This window comes from Thermoanaerobacterium thermosulfurigenes (genome assembly GCF_051201035.1).
Classification (GTDB): domain Bacteria; phylum Bacillota; class Thermoanaerobacteria; order Thermoanaerobacterales; family Thermoanaerobacteraceae; genus Thermoanaerobacterium; species Thermoanaerobacterium thermosulfurigenes.
Genome location: NZ_JBPODR010000008.1, coordinates 35,136 through 52,824, shown reverse-complemented (window position 1 = coordinate 52,824; position 17,689 = coordinate 35,136). Strand labels below are relative to the sequence as shown.

Genomic DNA, 17,689 nt, shown 5'->3' with positions numbered 1-17,689 from the left:
TGACTACTCTGTCCTGTATTTATCTATGCTTACAAATTTCGTGTACTGGCCCATCCACAGAAGCTCTATGGTACCTGTAGGACCGTTTCTGTGCTTTGCTATGATAAGCTCTGCGATGTTTTTCTTTTCAGAATCCTTGTTGTAATAATCATCTCTGTAAAGAAACATGACTATATCAGCGTCCTGCTCAATTGCACCTGACTCTCTTAAATCGCTTAAAATTGGCCTGTGATCGGATCTGGCTTCAGGTGCGCGAGATAACTGCGAAAGTGTTATTATAGGAACTTGCAGTTCCCTTGCAAGGCCTTTTAATGACCTTGATATTTCAGAAACCTCCTGCTGACGGCTTTCCGAGTTTCCCCTTCCTTGCATAAGCTGCAAATAGTCTATTAACACTAAAGACAAGCCCTTCTCCAGCTTCAGTCTTCGACACTTTGCCCTTATGTCCATGACTGATATACCCGGTGTATCATCAATGTATATTGGGGCTGTGGAAAGAGGAGCCATTGCAGCAGCAAGCCTTGGCCAGTCGTCGTCATCTAAATTTCCCGTCCTAAGCTTTTGACTGTCTATGTTTGCCGTAGAGCATATTAGCCTACTTACAAGCTGCTCTTTAGACATCTCAAGACTGAATATGGCGACGGGTTTTTTAAGTGCCAATGCAGCATTTTCCGCAATATTTAATGCAAACGACGTTTTGCCCATAGATGGCCTTGCAGCAAGAAGTATAAAATCAGACGGCTGAAAACCAGACGTCTTTAAGTCTAAATCAGGAAAGCCAGATGGTACCCCAGTAAGATGTCCTTTATTTTTATAAAGATTTTCTATGTTGTAAAATGTGTCCATCAACACATCTTTAATAGGATAAAAATTTTCGGTATTTCTGCCTTGTGCTATGTCGAATATTTTCTGCTCAGCCGTATCCAACACATCGTGAAGATCTCCACCCTCATAGCTTAACTCCATTATCTCTGATGATGCTTGGATGAGACGCCTCAAAGTCGCTTTCTCTCTAATCATCTTTGCGTAATACGACACGTTTGCAGTAGTTACTATGCTGGATGACAAATTTGTTATGTAGTCAAGCCCGCCTACAGCCTCCAGCATATTTTGCCTTCTCAGCTCATCAACCACCGTAACCAAATCGACAGGTATGTTCTTTTCAAACATATCCATCATTATGGTAAAAAGCTTTTTATTTGACTCTTTGTAAAAATCATCTGCTTTTACTATCTCTGATGCATCGATTATGGCATCTCTGGACAAAAGCATTGCACCTAAGACAGCCTGTTCTGCCTCTATATTTTGAGGAGGGATTTTATTCCACTCCATCTCATTCCCCCCTTAAAGCATCCAAAACCTTGTGTATTTTCCCCACCAAGTCTTGAATAAACTGGAACAATTATTGTCCTACAACATCTACTTTTACCTTCGCTTGTATGCCGGGGTATATTTTGATGTCTACATTATAAGTGCCGATTGTCTTTATAGAATCCGCAAGATTTATCTTCTTCTTGTCAATATCGTATCCTTTTTTATTAAGCTCGTCTTGTATGTCTTTTGATGTTATAGAACCAAACAATTTGCCGTTTTCGCCTGTTTTAACTTTAAGCACGATAGACTCTTGCGAAAGCCTTTTAGCCATCTCTTGTGCAGCTTCTACCTCTTTCTGCCTTTTTTTCTCCTCCGCTTTTTTCTTTTCGTTGAGAACATTTATGTTTGACTTCGTGGCATCTATAGCAAGTCCACGAGGCAAAAGATAGTTTCTACCGTAACCATCGCTTACATTTACTACGTCACCTGCTTTGCCTATGCCCTTTACATCCTTTTGCAAAATCACTTTCATCACGACTCACCTTCCTTAAAATATTCATCTATGGCTTTCTTTAAATCATCTACAACATTTTTAAGAGGCTTTTTGACCTGAGCCCCTGCCACAGTTAAATGACCGCCGCCGCCTAATTTTTCAAGTATTACCTGAACGTTTATATCCCCTATCGATCTTCCGCTTATGGCCACATCGTCATGCCTTTTAAATACGACAAAAGATGCCTGAACACCTTTTATATTGAGAAGTTCATCTGCAGCTTGTGCAGCAATGACATTGTCCGTCTCATCAGGGCTCACTGCAATCGCTATTCCTTCTTCTGTTATCTCAGCATTTTTTACTATCGTAGATTTTATTATATACGATTTTAAGTCATTTTGAAACAGCATCTTTACAGATATAGTATCGGCACCCTTTCTCCTAAGATAAGATGCGGCCTCAAATGTCCTTACGCCTGTCCTAAATGTGAAATTTTTTGTATCCACCGTAATTCCTGCTAAGAGGGCTTCCGCTTCTATCGGTTTTAAATCAATCTTGTCCTTTATATACTGTGATATCTCAGTCACAAGTTCACATGTCGATGATGCGTATGGCTCAAGGTAAATAAGCAATGCCTTATCGATAAATTCTTTTCCTCTCCTATGGTGATCGATGACTACTATCCTGTCCACCATATTTATCAATTCAGGGTACGTGAGGTAGCTGGGTCTATGAGCATCAACGACGATAAGAAGCGTCTTTGGATTAACCATATTCTTGGCATTGCCTATATCGATAAAGGGATTTGCGTACTCTTCATCTTTCTCTATCTTCTCTAAAAGGGTTTCTATCGCTGGATTTGACTTGTCTAAAATTATCTTTGCATCTTTTCCAAAAGAAACAGCACACCTGTACATGCCTATTGCAGCACCTAATGAGTCAAAATCCATAAAATTGTGCCCCATAAGCAAAACATTTGATGAATCTTCAATAAGCTCTCTTATGGCATGTGCCACAACCCTCGCCTTTACCTTCGTCCTCTTTTCTACAGCCTGTGTCTTTCCTCCGTATATGAGGATTTTTTCGCCTTTTTTGATTACAGCCTGATCGCCTCCTCTGCCTAATGCCAAATCAATGGCAGAAACTGCGTACTCGTTTAATTTTGCAAATTCCGACGAATCCGCACCAACACCTATGCTTAGTGTAATGGGTATTTTATTTCCCACATTTATATCTCTTATAAAGTCAAGTATCTCAAATCTATTTTCTTCGAGATTTTTCAAATCCGCCTCTTGCGTCACAAAGATATACCTGTCATTGGCGTACTTTATTATATAGGCATTCATGGATTGAATCCAGATGTTTAATCGCCTTTCTATTTCTGCAGTTACAACAGGCTTATTTAAATCATCTGCAGACTGCAAAGCTTCTTCGTAATTATCTACAAGTATGTAACCTAAGACAGGTTGAGATCTTACAAGTCTTTTCGATATTTCCATGTAATCAGTCTCGTCAAAGATGAAGACATTGTAGTAATTTTCACTGTCTTTAGATTTTCTTTTTCTGGTTTTAGAGATTATGCTTATCATGTAGTAGTATTTATTGTCAATCCTGAAGTGGTACTTTTCATCCTTTTTTGCCTTCGCGTATTTTAAAAAAACATTGTTTATATCCTTTTTATCCTCAAAAGTCTGGGCAAAGCAAGAATTGTACCAGACAATGTTCCCATCTTCCCTCATCAATGCTACAGGTATAGGCAAAAGCGGCAGTACATTTCCTGATGCCTTATCGACGCTAAAAAAAAGCCTTTCAATATACTTATCAAATTCCGTCCGCTTCTTTTTTGCCCCTCTATATTCCTGGTACAAAATGTACGCTAAAAGAACCATTGATACAATGCTGATGTAGACATTATAGTACAAGAATATAAGAGTAAGCACCATTGATAAAATGATGTTTAATAAACTTACAGAAGATATTAACTTGTAATTCTTATTATCAAACATGAATACATCCCCTTAAATCAGGATACAAAAACCTTATCACGTAAATCTTCGCAAGTTCATGCTTGTATCTATGACCCCCAGTAGCGTCATCAGCGAAAAAGTAATCGGGAACATAAATAGTGCCACTAATATCACATCGCTTATTAAGGAGCTTACATTAAATCTCTTTGTCATAAAGTATTTTACATATGAAAGACCGCTTACGGTAAATCCTATAGATAGAAGCAACAGTAGATTAGATGCAACAACACTTGAATTTACAAAATACTGATACAAAAGAGCACCTATAAAAATCCATCCCGTCATGTAAGGCATCCTCCAAAACATAAACGGAGGTAATTTCTTTACTTTGCCTTCCCTTGCCATTATCCTTGAAAGAAGCATGTGGTTGGCTAAGACGATAAGGACAATCATTATGACAAAGATAGATGGCATAAGCTCTTTTAAAGACTCTAATGTATAACTTATCATGTTTCTTATGTAAGCTGCATCAGGTGAGTTTTTGTAGATGTCCAATATCTGATTTCCAATTTGCTGGTAGTCATATAAAATGCTTTTTATTACATTTATTCTAAATAATTTAAGGACATACAATGCTCCTACAAAGCCTACCAAAGATATTGCACCAGTTTCAATCACCACATCCTGAGGAGTACTGCCATTTTTAATGAAATATCCCATTGCAATCCCTATAGCGCTTAAAGCCGCCACAATTGAAGCTGTGATTATGTCTGTAAACAAAAATGTAGCAATAAAAATTAAAACTGTAGTTAAGATGCCATACAGCAAACTATTGTTCCTTATTACAACCACGCTTACAGGTACTGACACAAAAAACAGTATGAAAAAAAGCGGCAGTACATATGACCCAATCAAAACCATTATAACCGCTACAGCCACCATTAAAGCTCCATTTACGATGTTTTTGCTGCTCATTTTTTATCCTCCATGAAAGTCTTACCTTTTCTTAATGTGCTCTGCGAGTTCTCTGTAATTTTGCGCATCTTCTTCTATTTCTGCCGAAATAGACCTTATCCTCTTTAAAATTTCATCATCAATTTCTTTAAAATCATACCCCAATTTATTACCGAGAAGATATCCTATTATTATCACATGACATATATCATCTATCAATTCCTGAGGTAATTCGTCATTATTAAAATTTTTAAAAACTGATGCAGTTTTCGATAAAAGCTCAACTTTTAAATTTTCCAAACTCTTAATATTTCTCATTATATCAAAATTATTCTCCATAATATCCCACCTTAAACACATGAAAAACAAGAGAGGGTTTGACCCTCTCTATATTATATCATTATTCGGCTGTATATGGTAGTAGTGCAATCTGTCTCGCTCTTTTTATAGCAACTGTAAGCTGTCTTTGATGTATAGCACAGTTTCCTGTTATTCTTCTCGGAAGTATCTTGCCTCTTTCAGTTATATATTTGCGAAGCTTTCCCACTTCCTTGTAATCTATATAATCTATCCTGTCAGCGCAAAAAGCGCATACTTTTTTCTTAGCTTTTCTATTTTTCCTCTTTTGAGCGGAATTTTCCTTAGAATTGCTGTTGTTGTTTGACATCATCTACCCTCCTTAGAATGGAAGATCATCTTCTGACTCTACCGGACTGAACCCATCAAAATCGCCGCCATCTAAGTCGATATCAAAATTATGAATATCCTTACTTAGATCTGGCATAGGATCGCTACCGCTGGATTTATTTGAGTCCAAAAATTTGACTTCGTCTGCCACAACTTCCGTAACCCAGTGGCGATTGCCGCTATTATCATCCCATGTGCGAGTTTGAATGCTGCCGGACACAGCCACCAATCTTCCCTTTTTAAGATTATTTCCACAAACTTCTGCCAGCTTTCTCCATGTAACGATGGGTATAAAATCAGCCAGCCTGTCTCCGTTCTGCTGCGTGTAATTCCTATTGACAGCAAGTGTAAATGTGGTCACAGGAACCATGTTTGCAGAAGCATACTTAAGGACAGGATCTTTAGTCAAACGGCCTATCAATATAACCTTATTCAACATCATTAACCCACCTATCGTTCATTATTTATCAACTTTTACGATTAAGTATCTCAATATACCGTCTGTGATCTTGTATACTCTTTCAAGTTCATGTGGGACATCTACATTGCTTGTAAAGTTCATCAATACATAATATCCTTCAGTTTTCTTATCGATTTCATATGCAAGCTTTTTTCTGCCCCACTCATCAACTTTAGTAATTTCTCCACCTTTTTCTGTTATGAGATTTTTAAATTTCTCAATTAAAGCAGGTCTTGCCTCGTCATTTACATCTGGAGAAATTATGAATATTGTTTCATACGCTCTCATTCTTTCACCTCCTTATGGACTTTACGGCCCTATTGGGCAAGGCGGCAATCCATATTGTTATTTTATCATTGTTCATTTGGTTTTTCAACAGTTTTTATCACTTTTTTCATTCCTTTTTCAAATTTGGGCCTGGGCATTAAAACCATCCTGCCGCACTTTAAACACTTTATCCTTATGTCCATCCCAACCCTAAGCACTTCCCACTCATCATTGCCACAAGGATGAACTTTCTTCATTTTTACAATATCACCTACATTAATCTCTTTCGGCACTGACATCACCCTTTTTATTTTTGTCTTCGATTGACACATTCATGTGAGGATATGGCAAATCAATGTTGTAGTCTTTAAAAAGCTTCTTAATCCTGTACCTTAGATCCCTTTCAACAGCCCACTGCTGCATTGGCTTTGCCATTGCTACTACAGTTATTTCCACTGTGGAATCTTTAAAGTTTGTTATTCCAAGAACTTTTGGACCATCTAAAAGGTCGGTTCTATCCCTTTTCATTTCTTCGCATATCTCATTAAGAGCTTCTATGACCCTATCTACATCTTCTTCATAAGATACGGATACAGCCACAAGAGCTCTCATAGCACCTTTTGAATGGTTTGTCACAGATGTTATCTCTCCATTTGGTATGATGTTTAAATCACCCGAGAAATCCCTTATTTTTGTGACTCTAAGCCCGATCTCCTCCACAGTACCAGAGAAATTGTTTATTGTTATGTAGTCCCCTACACCAAATTGGTCTTCAAATATTATGAAAAAACCAGTAATGACGTCTTTCACAAGGCTTTGTGCTCCAAATCCTACAGCAAGGCTGCCTATACCAGCAACAGCCAATATCGAACCCATTTTAAGCCCTAATATCTCAAGAATAGAATAAACAGCTACAAAATATATGACGTACTTTAAAATATTTTTCGTAAGTGAAGAAAGAGTCTTTACTTTTCGCTCAGAAAATTGAAGTTTTGACTTCTCTTGCATTATGTAAAATCGATCTATTAAAAGATACCCTAACTTTTTGGCAATATAGGCTATTATGATGACTTTTATTATGTCAAAAGCAGTTCCAAAAATTTTTATATCGTAAAGCTTCAATATTTGATCGTAAAATCTACTTATGTAATCCAATTTAAACATCCTTTCATTTAAAGCAAAAGCAGTTTAACAAAGTCCTTATCTGTCAAAAACAGCTTTGCAAATTGAGACTTTTCTATGTAAGTCCAATAACTTAATGGCAACATACTATTTACTACACTTAACAATCCAAACAGCAGAAATAGAAATGCAAATCCTTCTATAGCGCCTAAAATTCCACCACCGATTCTGTTGAAAGTCCTTATGACAGGATAATCCATCAACTTATTGATAATTACTGCAACGGTTTTTAAAAAAAGCAAAGACATCAAAAACGTAAATACAAAACTTATTAATATGACAATCATCTTCGTCGATGCACCGCTTAAAACCGCATCACCGTATCCTGTAATCTTCACTATAAAACTTACCAATTTATTATTTCTCAATATTAATTGTTCTACAACTGGATAAAATCTTTTAGTCAAAATCCATGATAGCACAATGCTGGCCATCCCATATAGAGTCATGATAAATCCCTTGATGAAGCCAGTATATATAAAATAAGCTATTATCAAAAGTATTGCCACATCAACAATATTCATATAAACCACCTTAAAATGCAACTACTATTATAATACACATATCTACATTTGTTTTCAACCTAAAATGTCATCAGTGTATTAACAAGGTAAAAATTGTGAAAAATAAATATGAGATTGCTTAAAGGAGATGGGCTACAATGAAACTGATAAACATAAATGACAAAACTTGTTACAGCGATTTTAGCCTTGAATTTTCAAGATGTTTTAATAAATTGTTTAATTTTAAGGACGAATTTGTCATAGTATGTATCGGCACTGATAGATCCACAGGAGATAGCCTGGGACCTATCGTGGGATACAAATTAAAAAACTATTTCTCTGATAAAATAGGCATATACGGCACATTAAATGAACCTGTCCACGCTAAAAACTTAAATGAAACTTTAAATACAATAAACAAAGTACATAAGAATCCTTTTATAGTTGCTGTAGATGCATGTCTTGGCTCTTTAAACCACGTAGGGTGCATATCAATAGGTGAAGGATCTATAAAACCTGGCGCCGGTGTTTCTAAGGATTTGCCTCCTATCGGAAACATGTACGTAACCGGAATAGTAAATATATCAGGTTTTATGGAATTTATGGTTCTGCAGAATACGCGGCTTAATATCGTTATGAAAATGGCAGATATAATAACGTACGGCATAACACAATCTATAATGAACATCATAAACCTCAAAGAAAGGGCGTAAATCACGCCCTTTCTTTGCTTTCATTGATATTAAATTGGCTTAATCTTATAAAATTGTTTATCGCATCGATTATCGGTGTGTACTTTTCATAGAATATGACTATCAGATCGCCTGGCATTGCTTCATACATTGCTGCTTTTAGTGCATCCACTTCTTTCAAGATCACCTTTACATCTTCTTTAGAAAGCCCACCTTTTAAGACGCCTATCTCAAGAAGTTTTGCCACTTCACCTGGTTTTCTCCCTCTTAAATCCAAGTCTTCTTTTATGTAGACTTTGTCAAATCCTTCCCCACATATCTCTCCCACCTTCAGTGTGCTTGAATCGCTTCTGTCACCAGGCACACCTATGACGCCGATTAAACGATTTGGATTTAATTTGCGAGCAGATTCTATAACTTTTTTTATTCCATCGATGTTATGGCCATAATCTACCAATACTCTAAAGCTTCCTATGTTGAATATGTTAAATCTGCCTGGATTGTGGTTTTCATCACAGTAAAAAGACCTAATTCCTCTCGATATTACATTAACTGGAATCTTTATTCCATAGCATGCAGAAATTGCCGCCATGGCATTTTCCACATTGTACAAGACTTTGCCGTTTAGCGTAGCTGGAATCTCATCGACCTTCACAATAGGTATGATTTCGCCATTTGCTATGACTATAGTATCGTCCTTTAAATATACAGATATTCCACCATTCTCAAGATGCCTTTTTATCGTCAGGTTGTTTTCGTGCATCGAAAAGTATATGATCTTTCCCTTTGCTCTTTTCGCTATGTATGGTGTCATAGGATCGTCTGCATTTAGTACAGAATAGCCATCCTTTTTTACTGCCTCAACAACCAGTGATTTTACAAAAGCCAGATCTTCTAATGTTTCAATGCCCTCTATCCCAAGGTGATCTTCTGATATATTAGTGATTATGCCAATATCAGCTAAATCATATCCTAAGCCTTCTCTCACTATGCCACCTCTGGCAGTTTCCAAAACTGCTGCATCGATATTTTTGTCTGCAAGGCATGTTCTGGCGCTTTTCGGCCCTGAATTGTCGCCTTTGTATATGCACACATCATCTACGTAGATACCGTCAGTTGAAGTCATGCCTACCGTATAACCATATGTCCTAAGTATATGTGATATCATCCTCACAGTGGTAGTCTTTCCATTTGTCCCCGTCACTGATATGATTGGTATTGTAGCTTTGCTTCCCTTAGGATAAAGCATATCTATTATTGCCTTAGCTACATCTCTTGGTTTCCCTTGTGACGGATAGTGGTGCATCCTTATTCCAGGCGCTGCATTGACTTCAATTATTGCACCATTCTCCCTATTTAAAGGCAGCGATATATTTTCCATAGTGATATCAATTCCTGCAATATCGAGTCCTATGGCTTTAGCTGCTCTTACAGCTATTTCAATATTATCTGGATGTATTTCTTTTGTCCTATCTACTGCCGTTCCACCGGTGCTTAAATTAGCACTTTCTCTAAAATAAACGTACACGCCTTTTTGGGGAATATCATCTATGTTGTAACCCTGCTTTTTTAAGACGAATTGAGAAATGTTGTCTATATTTATCTTCGTAAGAGGTTTTTCGTGTCCAATACCTCTTAAAGGATTTTCATTTTCTATCTCCACCAGCTCTCTTATCGCATGTACGCCATCCCCTAATACTCTTGCAGGTATTCTCTCAGCCACTGCCACCACTCTGTCGCCTACGACTAAAACTCTATAATTTTTACCTTTGATGTGCTTTTCCACTATGACAATATCGCTTATATTTTTAGCATTTCTGTAAGCAACAATAAGTTCCTCCTTGTTAGAAAGGTTTAAAAAGACGCCTTTTCCTTGATTGCCGTTGTAAGGCTTAACTACAACTGGATATCCAATTTCCTCAGCTATGGCAATAGCATCATTTTCATTGTACGCCACATCTCCTTCAGGAACTGGCAATCCATATTCTTTGATTATTTTTTTCGTAAGAATTTTATCGCATGCTATGTCTACGGCAATGCAACTGGTATTTTGCGTTATGGTACCTTCTATCATCTTTTGATAGCGGCCATACCCAAGCCTCAATATGCTGCCATTTCCTACTCGCGTCACAGGTATTGATGCTTCTTCAGCAGCTTTTTTTATAGCCATCGTGCTGGGCCCTAATTCCACTTCTACGACGACTTTTCTAATCTGCTCCAACTCCTGCTGAAAATCAAAATCCTCACTGTTTATAAATTTATTTACCATTTTTACTGCTAACTTTGCAGATCTTAATGCACACTCTTCCAGTTCGTACTCGAAAATGACATTGTACATGTGCCCATCAATAAGTCGCGCTTTCCCAAATTTCACATCATAGCCCAACATATTTTGTATCTCCAGTATTATGTGCTCGGTCACATGGGGAAGATATGTTCCTTCCTCAAGCCTTTTTATAAATCCGCCTTCATAGCCGTATGAGCAGCAGTGTTTACTTAAACCTGGAATTGTCTTTAAAAGCCTCTCATTAAATCCAGGTATGTCTTTCGTAGGTATATCATGATCACCTGTATCTACAACCATCTTTACAACAGGTCTATGACAGTATATGTTTCTGCCTCGATACACCTTTATGTCCTTTATATTCATTATTTATCCTCCTCATTGTATTTAAAAGGCTCCCTCAACATGATATCAAAACCATATCCAGACGGGAGTATATGCAGTGTAACATGTGTTAATGATAATATTTCATCAGGGCTTGACTCTGATACATTTGTGTTTTTTAGAGTCCTTCCATCTACAACAGTTACTGCATTTGAGCCGATGACTTTAAACTTGTCACCATCGACTACAATGGCAGTATCCTCATCTATTCCTACTCCAAGATTGTTGGGATTTTCAGCTATGGCCGTAAGCAATCTTCCAATCCTGCCTCTTTGAGCAAAATGTTGATCTATTATGACATTATTCAAAAGTCCCAACCCAGAAGCCATGTTTATGGTACATTTTCTCGGAGCTTCTTCGTCATCTCCACCTATTATCATTGTCCCTGACATAGCAGAAGCACCAGCACTTGTGCCAACTATAACCGTCCCTTTTCGCTTATTAAGTTCATTCAATAGTTTATCTACACCGCTTCCGCCAAGTATACTTGTAATCCTTAATTGATCTCCACCTGTAAAGAAAATGCATGTGCTTTTTTTAAGCTTTTCTAAAGCAATCTCATCTTTTGCATCATCTCTTGAATCTATATTTACAGTTTCTACAATCCCAGCTCCTAACCTTTTAAAAATTTCTACATAATTTTTACCTACATCTTGCGGCTTTTCTGTTGCCGTAGTCATCACCACAATCCTGCCATTTTCACCACCTGATAACTTTATGACTTCTCTTAAGATTACACATTTATCTTTTTTGTCCTCCGCGCCACCAATTATGATTAGTTTTCCTGTTTTTATTTCATCCATCTATACGCCTCCACAGAAGTAAAAAAATAAAAAACTTCAACCATATATAGTATGGCTGAAGTTTTTTGACAATATACTTTTTTATTTAATTCGTACAAATTTTTACAGAATTCCTTTTCACGTTAAGGACTATAGTATTTGATAAAATGACTTCCCCGTCAACGCAAAGCGCCAACTCTTTTTCAGCGTCTATATGTATTTTCTCTGCTTTATAAGTCTCAACGCATTTCAATGATGTGTGCTTTCCAAAGATAGCCATAGGAAGCAAGAAAAGCAGCTTAAACTTGCTAATCTCATTTACAATTATCACGTCTAAATATCCATCATCCGGATTAGCATCAGGCAAAATTTTAAATCCACCGCCGTAAAAGCTGCAATTGCCAAATGCAGCCAACATTATCTTTCTCTTTATCATCTTTCCGTCTATATCTATCTTTACGTTGTATGGCTTGTATTTAAAAAGCACATTTATAAGGCTTAATGTATAAGCTAAAATTCCACTGAAAAATCTTTTAAACCTGGTTACTTGCACCGCAACATCTGCATCGATACCTATATTTGCCACATTATTGCATGTAATATACTTGTTTATGACAGCGCTATCAATAAACTTTGTGTTTTTCATTAGTAGAATTTCTAATGCCTTATATACATCCTTTGGAATGCGGAAATACCTTGCAAAATCATTGCCAGTACCTAAAGGTATTATGCCAAGTGCTACGTTTGAATCTCTTATGCCATTGATAACCTCATGAACTGTCCCGTCGCCACCTACCGCTACCACAATTTCAAAATCATCTTTTATAGCTTCTCTCGCCAGTACAGTCCCATGTCCTGGATATTTTGTTATAAAAAACTTGTACTTTATGTTTTTCTCATTCATATACTTCTCTATCTTAGGAATCATTTTGTATGCCTTACCATTGCCAGCAGCGGGATTTACAATAAAGGCAATCAAATTATCCTCACCTCTGACCTTTTCTTGCCTTGTCTATAGCCTGTATTTCCTCAGCAGACAAAGGATAATTTGATTGTGCTTTAATTATAGGTTTTGCAAATGTGGCTGTTTCATTTCTTCCATAGATACCCGATATTACTATTCCATTGTCATCGCTATCTAAAAGAGCTATCGAAAAACTTAAATCAGAACCAACATCATTAAAAGCATTGTACCTTACAATTCCAACCTTTTTTATTGAAGCTTTCATTTCATTGTCTATCATGCTTAGTTCTTTTCTGAATTTCTCCAACTTTTCGTTAAACTCGTCATTTTTGCTTATATTTTTAGCCAAAAGGTCAACTACATCCCCCATCTCTAGTTCTTTAATAAGCTTTTTATATTTATTTTTCAATTTTGTGTATTTTGAATTAATCACAATGACCACTATGAAATCTATTAATCCAAGGACAATTGCAAATAATACAAGAAGATTCACATTTTTATTAAGCATCATCATAAGTTCCTGCATAGTTTTTCTTCCTCCGCATATTAAGATTATTTAAACAGCTTGCTTTGCTATGATATACAGTGCTTCAATAGCTTTATCAACTTCATCTTCTGTGTTAAAATATCCTATTCCAAATCTGACGGTTCCTGTTTTTATAGTGCCTATTGTCTGATGTGCCAATGATGAACAATGGAGTCCAGACCTCGTTGCTATATCAAATGCCTTATCCAATATATAGCTGACTTCGCCAGAATCAATATCGTTAATATTCACCGAAACGACGCCGACTCGTTTTTTTAAATCTTCGTTTCCATATAAGATAAGGTTAGGAATTTCTTTTACACCATCTATAAATCTCCTAACAAGCATACTTTCGTGATTCAAAATATTTTCTACCCCTACATTTCTCACAAATCTTACGCCTTCTTTTAAACCTGCAATCCCAGGCGTATTTGGCGTACCACTTTCCAACATATCAGGCATCATATCAGGCTGGTGTATGTTTTCCGAATTGCTACCTGTTCCCCCTTCTTTTATCGTCTTAAGTTTTATCGTATCTCCCACATAAAGCCCACCAGTACCTTGAGGACCTAACAAAGATTTATGACCTGGAAATGCCAATAAATCAATATTGTCTTTTTCCACATCAATAGGATAACTTCCTGCAGTCTGGGCAGCATCTACAAGGAAATATATACCCATTTCCCGGGCAATACTACCTATTTCCCTTATTGGCATCAACGTTCCAGTCACGTTTGATGCATGGATCATGGCAATCAGTTTTGTATTTTTCTTTATAGATTTCCTTACATCCTCCACATCGATATTTCCCTTTTCATCGCATTTGACTACAGTTAGTTCAATGTAATTTCTATCCCTCAGCGCAATAAGCGGTCTTATCATTGAATTGTGTTCCATGCTGGACGTTATAACGTGATCGCCTTCGTTTAAAATTCCCTTTATGGCAATATTTAATGAATCCGTCGTGTTAAGCGTAAAGACTATCCTCATAGGATCACTTATATTAAATAGATTGCAAAGTTCCTGTCTGGCTTCCAATATGTGCTTTCCAGATTCTATTGCCAACCTGTGACTTCCTCTGCCTGGATTGCCACAGTATCTCATCACTCTATCAATCTCATCATAGACTGATTCAGGCTTAGGATACGATGTAGCTGCATTGTCAAAATAAATCAATGATAACCCTCCTATCGACTTTTCTATACTATCTCTTTTATATACTCTTTATTTATATAAGGAGGCAATTTTCTGCCGGCTTTTACAATAGCCATGTATGCCGTCTTAAGATCCACCATGTTTTTATTGCTGTAAATCCTGTACCTGTTCCTGTACTTTGAAGGGGTAGATATAAGCATGATAGTATTTGCGCCAGCCATCAAAGCCTTTACTTGGGCTTCTTTGTCAACAGTGGCCAATGCAGTCGTTGCTGGAATAAAGACATTTTTTAGTACAAGTCTTGTAACAGCAACAGTTTTAAGGGTCATATCGACGCTTCCATGCGGATACGTTTCTAAAGGCGTACCTGCAGCAGGCACGAAAGGACCAATGCCCACCATGTGAATGCCCATCTCTTTAAAGAAAAGTATATCTCTTGCAATGTCTCTTTCTGTCTGACCGGGCAGACCTATTATATTTCCATTGCCATTTATATATCCGTTTTTCCTAAGCCATTGGCTACATCTTACGCGATAGTCAAAATCATCATCAGGATGTATATTTTTAAATATCTCCCTGTTTGTAGTCTCTATTTTAAGCAAGAAGTTGTTTGCACCAGCTTCCATAAAATGCTCGTACTCTTCTTCAGTCCTTTCACCTATGCTTAATGTTATCCGCATGTTAGTCTCTTTCTTGATTTTTCTTATTATCTCTATTATTTTATCCTCTGTATACCATAGATCTTCTCCCGATTGAAGAATAACCGTCTTTATCCCCATCTGCTTTAGTTCTTTTGCAGTTTCAACTATCTCCTTTACATCCATCCTATACCTGTCAACAGTTGAATTGTCTCTCCTTAACCCGCAGTATAGACAATTTTTCTTACAGATGTTAGAAAACTCTATTGCAGCCCTTATGTCGACTACATCACCTACAACCGCCTTCCTCATCTCATCGGCGGCTCTGTATATGGAACTTAAGTTCTCATCGCCATCAGCGCTAAGCAGCAAAACTATATCATCTTCTGTAAGCTCTATGCCTTTTTCTACTTTTTCCAAGACAGCTTTTATATCCCCATTTAATCCTTTATTTATTCTTTCTAATAAGCCATCTAACTTCCTAATTTTATAAGGATATATACCTTTTACTGATACAGAATTGCTTTTTATGAGCTTTTCTGCTACATCTACATTATATGCATCAATTTTAATTGCGGTACTGCAAACAGAACCGTACTCCGCCGGAGCTGGTATTAATTCTGTCTTGATGCTATTTTCCTTTAATATCTTATCTGCATTAAGCATGTGCTGCGTTGAATTGCAGATTATTATACAATATTCCATCTATATCACCTTAAATTTATTCATATACCTATATTTTATATTTATTTAGCCTTTGTTACAATAGAAAAATGCATTTGTTTTTACAAATGCATTAAGATTACCTATCTATTATAAGTTCAGTAAGTCTCGACAGATCTTCTTCACTGTAGTATTCTATTAGTATTTTTCCCTTGTTTTTACCATGGATAATTTTAACCTTTGTACCAAAAAATCTACAAAAATTATCCTCTATCTCTTTTATATACGCATCGCTTTCTTTTCGTTTTTTCTTCTTGGACGATGTGACTTCTTTTATGAGGTTTTCAGTATCTCTCACATTTAGGTTCTTGTCCACTATTTTCTTAGCTATCATGTTTTGCTTTTCAGCGTCCTGCAAGGCTAATATGACTTTTGCATGTCCCGTCGTTATTTTGCCTTCCATCAACATATTTTGAACTTCTTCATCCAAGTTTAGGAGCCTTATGCTATTGGCAATTGACGACCTGCTTTTCCCCACCCTCTTTGATATTTCTTCCTGTGTCAGGTTGAATTGCTCCATCAGAGATTTATAAGCCTTTGCTTCATCAATTGGATTTAAGTCTTCCCTCTGAAGGTTTTCTATAAGGGCTATTTCCATCACTTTTTGATCATCAAAATCTTTCACTATAGCAGGTACTTCTTTGAGCCCCGCTAACTTTGCCGCCCTCCACCTTCTCTCACCAGCCACAATCTGATACCCAAAATCGTTCCTCCTGACTATTATAGGCTGTATAATTCCGTGTTCTTTTATGGAATCGGATAACTCTTTTAACGATTCATCATCAAAATGTTTCCTCGGCTGAAATTGATTTGGCTCAATATCTGAGATTTTGATGTATTCGACGCCTTTTGCGCTTTCTTCATCTATCTCCGGTATAAGAGCTTGTAAACCTCTACCAAGCCCTCTTTTGTTATTCACCTGCCTCACCGTTCCTTTCAATTAATTCCTTCGCCAATTCCTCATATGCTTCAGCACCTTTTGAATGTGGATCATAAAGAGAAATAGGCTTTCCAAAGCTTGGCGCTTCACCTAACCTTATGTTCCTTGGTATTATGGTGCCGTACACTTTTCCCTTAAAATACTTTTTAACCTCGTCAACAACCTGTATCGATAGGTTTGTCCTGGCGTTAAACATGGTCAAAACCACACCTTCAATTTCTAAATCGTGGTTTATGTTTTTCTTTATCAAATTTATAGTGTTCATTAATTGTGTTAATCCTTCCAACGCGTAGTATTCACATTGTATCGGAACCAAAACAGAATCCGATGCCGTCAATGCATTTATTGTCAAGAGTCCCAAAGATGGAGGACAATCGATTATAATGTAGTCAAATTCTTTTTTTATTTCATTTATGGAATTTTTAAGCCTAAATTCCCTCGACAGCATCGGCACCAGCTCTATCTCTGCACCTGCTAACTGTATGCTGGAAGGCACAATGGTAATTCCACTCATATCTTCTAACTCTATGTATGCTTCTCTTATGTCTTTTCCTTCAATTAAAATATTATACGTAGTGCATTTAATAGATGAACTATCTATTCCAAATCCGCTGGTCATATTGCTTTGTGGATCCATATCAACGCACAGCACCTTCTTGCCAGTAGCAGATAAAGAATAGCCAAGATTTATAGTTGTCGTAGTCTTGCCAACGCCACCTTTTTGATTTGCCACAGCTATTACTTTGCCCAATTTATCACCCCGCAATTTTATCA

General features: G+C 36.9%; 20 protein-coding genes. 1 reads left to right on the top strand and 19 read right to left on the bottom strand.

The genetic code is table 11. The annotated features are described in order from the left end of the window. Positions 1-3: 3 nt before the first annotated feature. The 11 genes from dnaB to HNR52_RS04610 form a co-directional block, all read right to left on the bottom strand. Entirely contained in the window at positions 4-1,332 is a 1,329-nt protein-coding gene (gene dnaB / locus HNR52_RS04660; protein ID WP_013789101.1) for a replicative DNA helicase, read from the bottom strand. A 70-nt stretch (positions 1,333-1,402) separates the two neighbouring features. Further along, on the bottom strand, positions 1,403-1,846 hold the full coding sequence (rplI, locus tag HNR52_RS04655) for a 50S ribosomal protein L9 (RefSeq protein WP_013789102.1): 444 nt from the start codon (positions 1,844-1,846) through the stop codon (positions 1,403-1,405). Further along, positions 1,846-3,813 carry a DHH family phosphoesterase gene (locus tag HNR52_RS04650; RefSeq protein ID WP_013789103.1) on the bottom strand — a complete coding sequence of 656 codons (1,968 nt, stop codon included), beginning with the start codon at positions 3,811-3,813 and terminating at the stop codon, positions 1,846-1,848. The genes rplI and HNR52_RS04650 overlap by 1 nt, the downstream gene beginning before the upstream one ends. Before the next feature lie 36 nt (positions 3,814-3,849). Next, entirely contained in the window at positions 3,850-4,749 is a 900-nt protein-coding gene (locus HNR52_RS04645; RefSeq protein ID WP_435619815.1) for a DUF2232 domain-containing protein, read from the bottom strand. Between the two features lie 21 nt (positions 4,750-4,770). Continuing rightward, the gene (locus tag HNR52_RS04640) at positions 4,771-5,067 is read right to left on the bottom strand and encodes a MazG-like family protein (protein WP_435619814.1); all 297 of its coding nucleotides are present in this window, start codon (positions 5,065-5,067) and stop codon (positions 4,771-4,773) included. A 61-nt stretch (positions 5,068-5,128) separates the two neighbouring features. Next, positions 5,129-5,395 (bottom strand): 30S ribosomal protein S18, encoded by a 267-nt coding sequence (gene rpsR, locus HNR52_RS04635; RefSeq protein ID WP_013789106.1) that lies wholly within the window; start codon positions 5,393-5,395, stop codon positions 5,129-5,131. A 12-nt stretch (positions 5,396-5,407) separates the two neighbouring features. Further along, positions 5,408-5,854, bottom strand: coding sequence for a single-stranded DNA-binding protein (locus tag HNR52_RS04630; protein WP_085113228.1), 447 nt, complete (start codon positions 5,852-5,854; stop codon positions 5,408-5,410). Positions 5,855-5,875: 21 nt separating this feature from the next. Further along, positions 5,876-6,163 (bottom strand): 30S ribosomal protein S6, encoded by a 288-nt coding sequence (rpsF, locus tag HNR52_RS04625; protein ID WP_013789108.1) that lies wholly within the window; start codon positions 6,161-6,163, stop codon positions 5,876-5,878. A gap of 65 nt (positions 6,164-6,228) precedes the next feature. After that, a complete protein-coding gene (locus tag HNR52_RS04620; protein WP_013789109.1) occupies positions 6,229-6,435 on the bottom strand; it encodes a DUF951 domain-containing protein in 207 nt (68 codons plus the stop codon). Then, positions 6,419-7,306, bottom strand: a complete 888-nt coding sequence (locus HNR52_RS04615; protein ID WP_435619813.1) for a mechanosensitive ion channel family protein — start codon at positions 7,304-7,306, stop codon at positions 6,419-6,421. Before HNR52_RS04615 ends, HNR52_RS04620 begins: the two co-directional genes overlap by 17 nt. Positions 7,307-7,314: 8 nt before the next feature. Beyond that, the gene (locus HNR52_RS04610) at positions 7,315-7,848 is read right to left on the bottom strand and encodes a CvpA family protein (protein WP_435619812.1); all 534 of its coding nucleotides are present in this window, start codon (positions 7,846-7,848) and stop codon (positions 7,315-7,317) included. 137 nt (positions 7,849-7,985) lie between these two features. On the opposite strand from HNR52_RS04610, the gene yyaC reads away from it, so the two are divergent. After that, complete coding sequence (gene yyaC / locus HNR52_RS04605; RefSeq protein WP_435619811.1) at positions 7,986-8,540, top strand: spore protease YyaC; 555 nt, start codon at positions 7,986-7,988, stop codon at positions 8,538-8,540. A 1-nt stretch (position 8,541) separates the two neighbouring features. On the opposite strand, the gene cphA is transcribed toward yyaC, so the two are convergent. The 8 genes from cphA to HNR52_RS04565 all read right to left on the bottom strand — a co-directional run bounded on the left by cphA (position 8,542) and on the right by HNR52_RS04565 (position 17,666). Further along, the gene (gene cphA, locus HNR52_RS04600; protein ID WP_435619810.1) at positions 8,542-11,169 is read right to left on the bottom strand and encodes a cyanophycin synthetase; all 2,628 of its coding nucleotides are present in this window, start codon (positions 11,167-11,169) and stop codon (positions 8,542-8,544) included. Continuing rightward, positions 11,169-11,990, bottom strand: a complete 822-nt coding sequence (locus HNR52_RS04595; RefSeq protein WP_013789114.1) for a cyanophycinase — start codon at positions 11,988-11,990, stop codon at positions 11,169-11,171. The genes cphA and HNR52_RS04595 overlap by 1 nt, the downstream gene beginning before the upstream one ends. Before the next feature lie 85 nt (positions 11,991-12,075). Continuing rightward, positions 12,076-12,948 carry a diacylglycerol/lipid kinase family protein gene (locus tag HNR52_RS04590; RefSeq protein ID WP_013789115.1) on the bottom strand — a complete coding sequence of 291 codons (873 nt, stop codon included), beginning with the start codon at positions 12,946-12,948 and terminating at the stop codon, positions 12,076-12,078. A gap of 7 nt (positions 12,949-12,955) precedes the next feature. After that, on the bottom strand, positions 12,956-13,459 hold the full coding sequence (locus tag HNR52_RS04585; protein WP_013789116.1) for a DUF4446 family protein: 504 nt from the start codon (positions 13,457-13,459) through the stop codon (positions 12,956-12,958). A gap of 30 nt (positions 13,460-13,489) precedes the next feature. Next, complete coding sequence (locus HNR52_RS04580) at positions 13,490-14,635, bottom strand: aminotransferase class V-fold PLP-dependent enzyme (RefSeq protein WP_013789117.1); 1,146 nt, start codon at positions 14,633-14,635, stop codon at positions 13,490-13,492. A gap of 23 nt (positions 14,636-14,658) precedes the next feature. Further along, positions 14,659-15,957 carry a [FeFe] hydrogenase H-cluster radical SAM maturase HydE gene (hydE, locus tag HNR52_RS04575; RefSeq protein WP_435619809.1) on the bottom strand — a complete coding sequence of 433 codons (1,299 nt, stop codon included), beginning with the start codon at positions 15,955-15,957 and terminating at the stop codon, positions 14,659-14,661. Positions 15,958-16,054: 97 nt separating this feature from the next. Beyond that, the gene (locus HNR52_RS04570) at positions 16,055-16,894 is read right to left on the bottom strand and encodes a ParB/RepB/Spo0J family partition protein (protein WP_435619808.1); all 840 of its coding nucleotides are present in this window, start codon (positions 16,892-16,894) and stop codon (positions 16,055-16,057) included. Further along, positions 16,887-17,666 carry a ParA family protein gene (locus HNR52_RS04565; protein WP_041592152.1) on the bottom strand — a complete coding sequence of 260 codons (780 nt, stop codon included), beginning with the start codon at positions 17,664-17,666 and terminating at the stop codon, positions 16,887-16,889. Before HNR52_RS04565 ends, HNR52_RS04570 begins: the two co-directional genes overlap by 8 nt. Positions 17,667-17,689 lie beyond the last annotated feature (23 nt).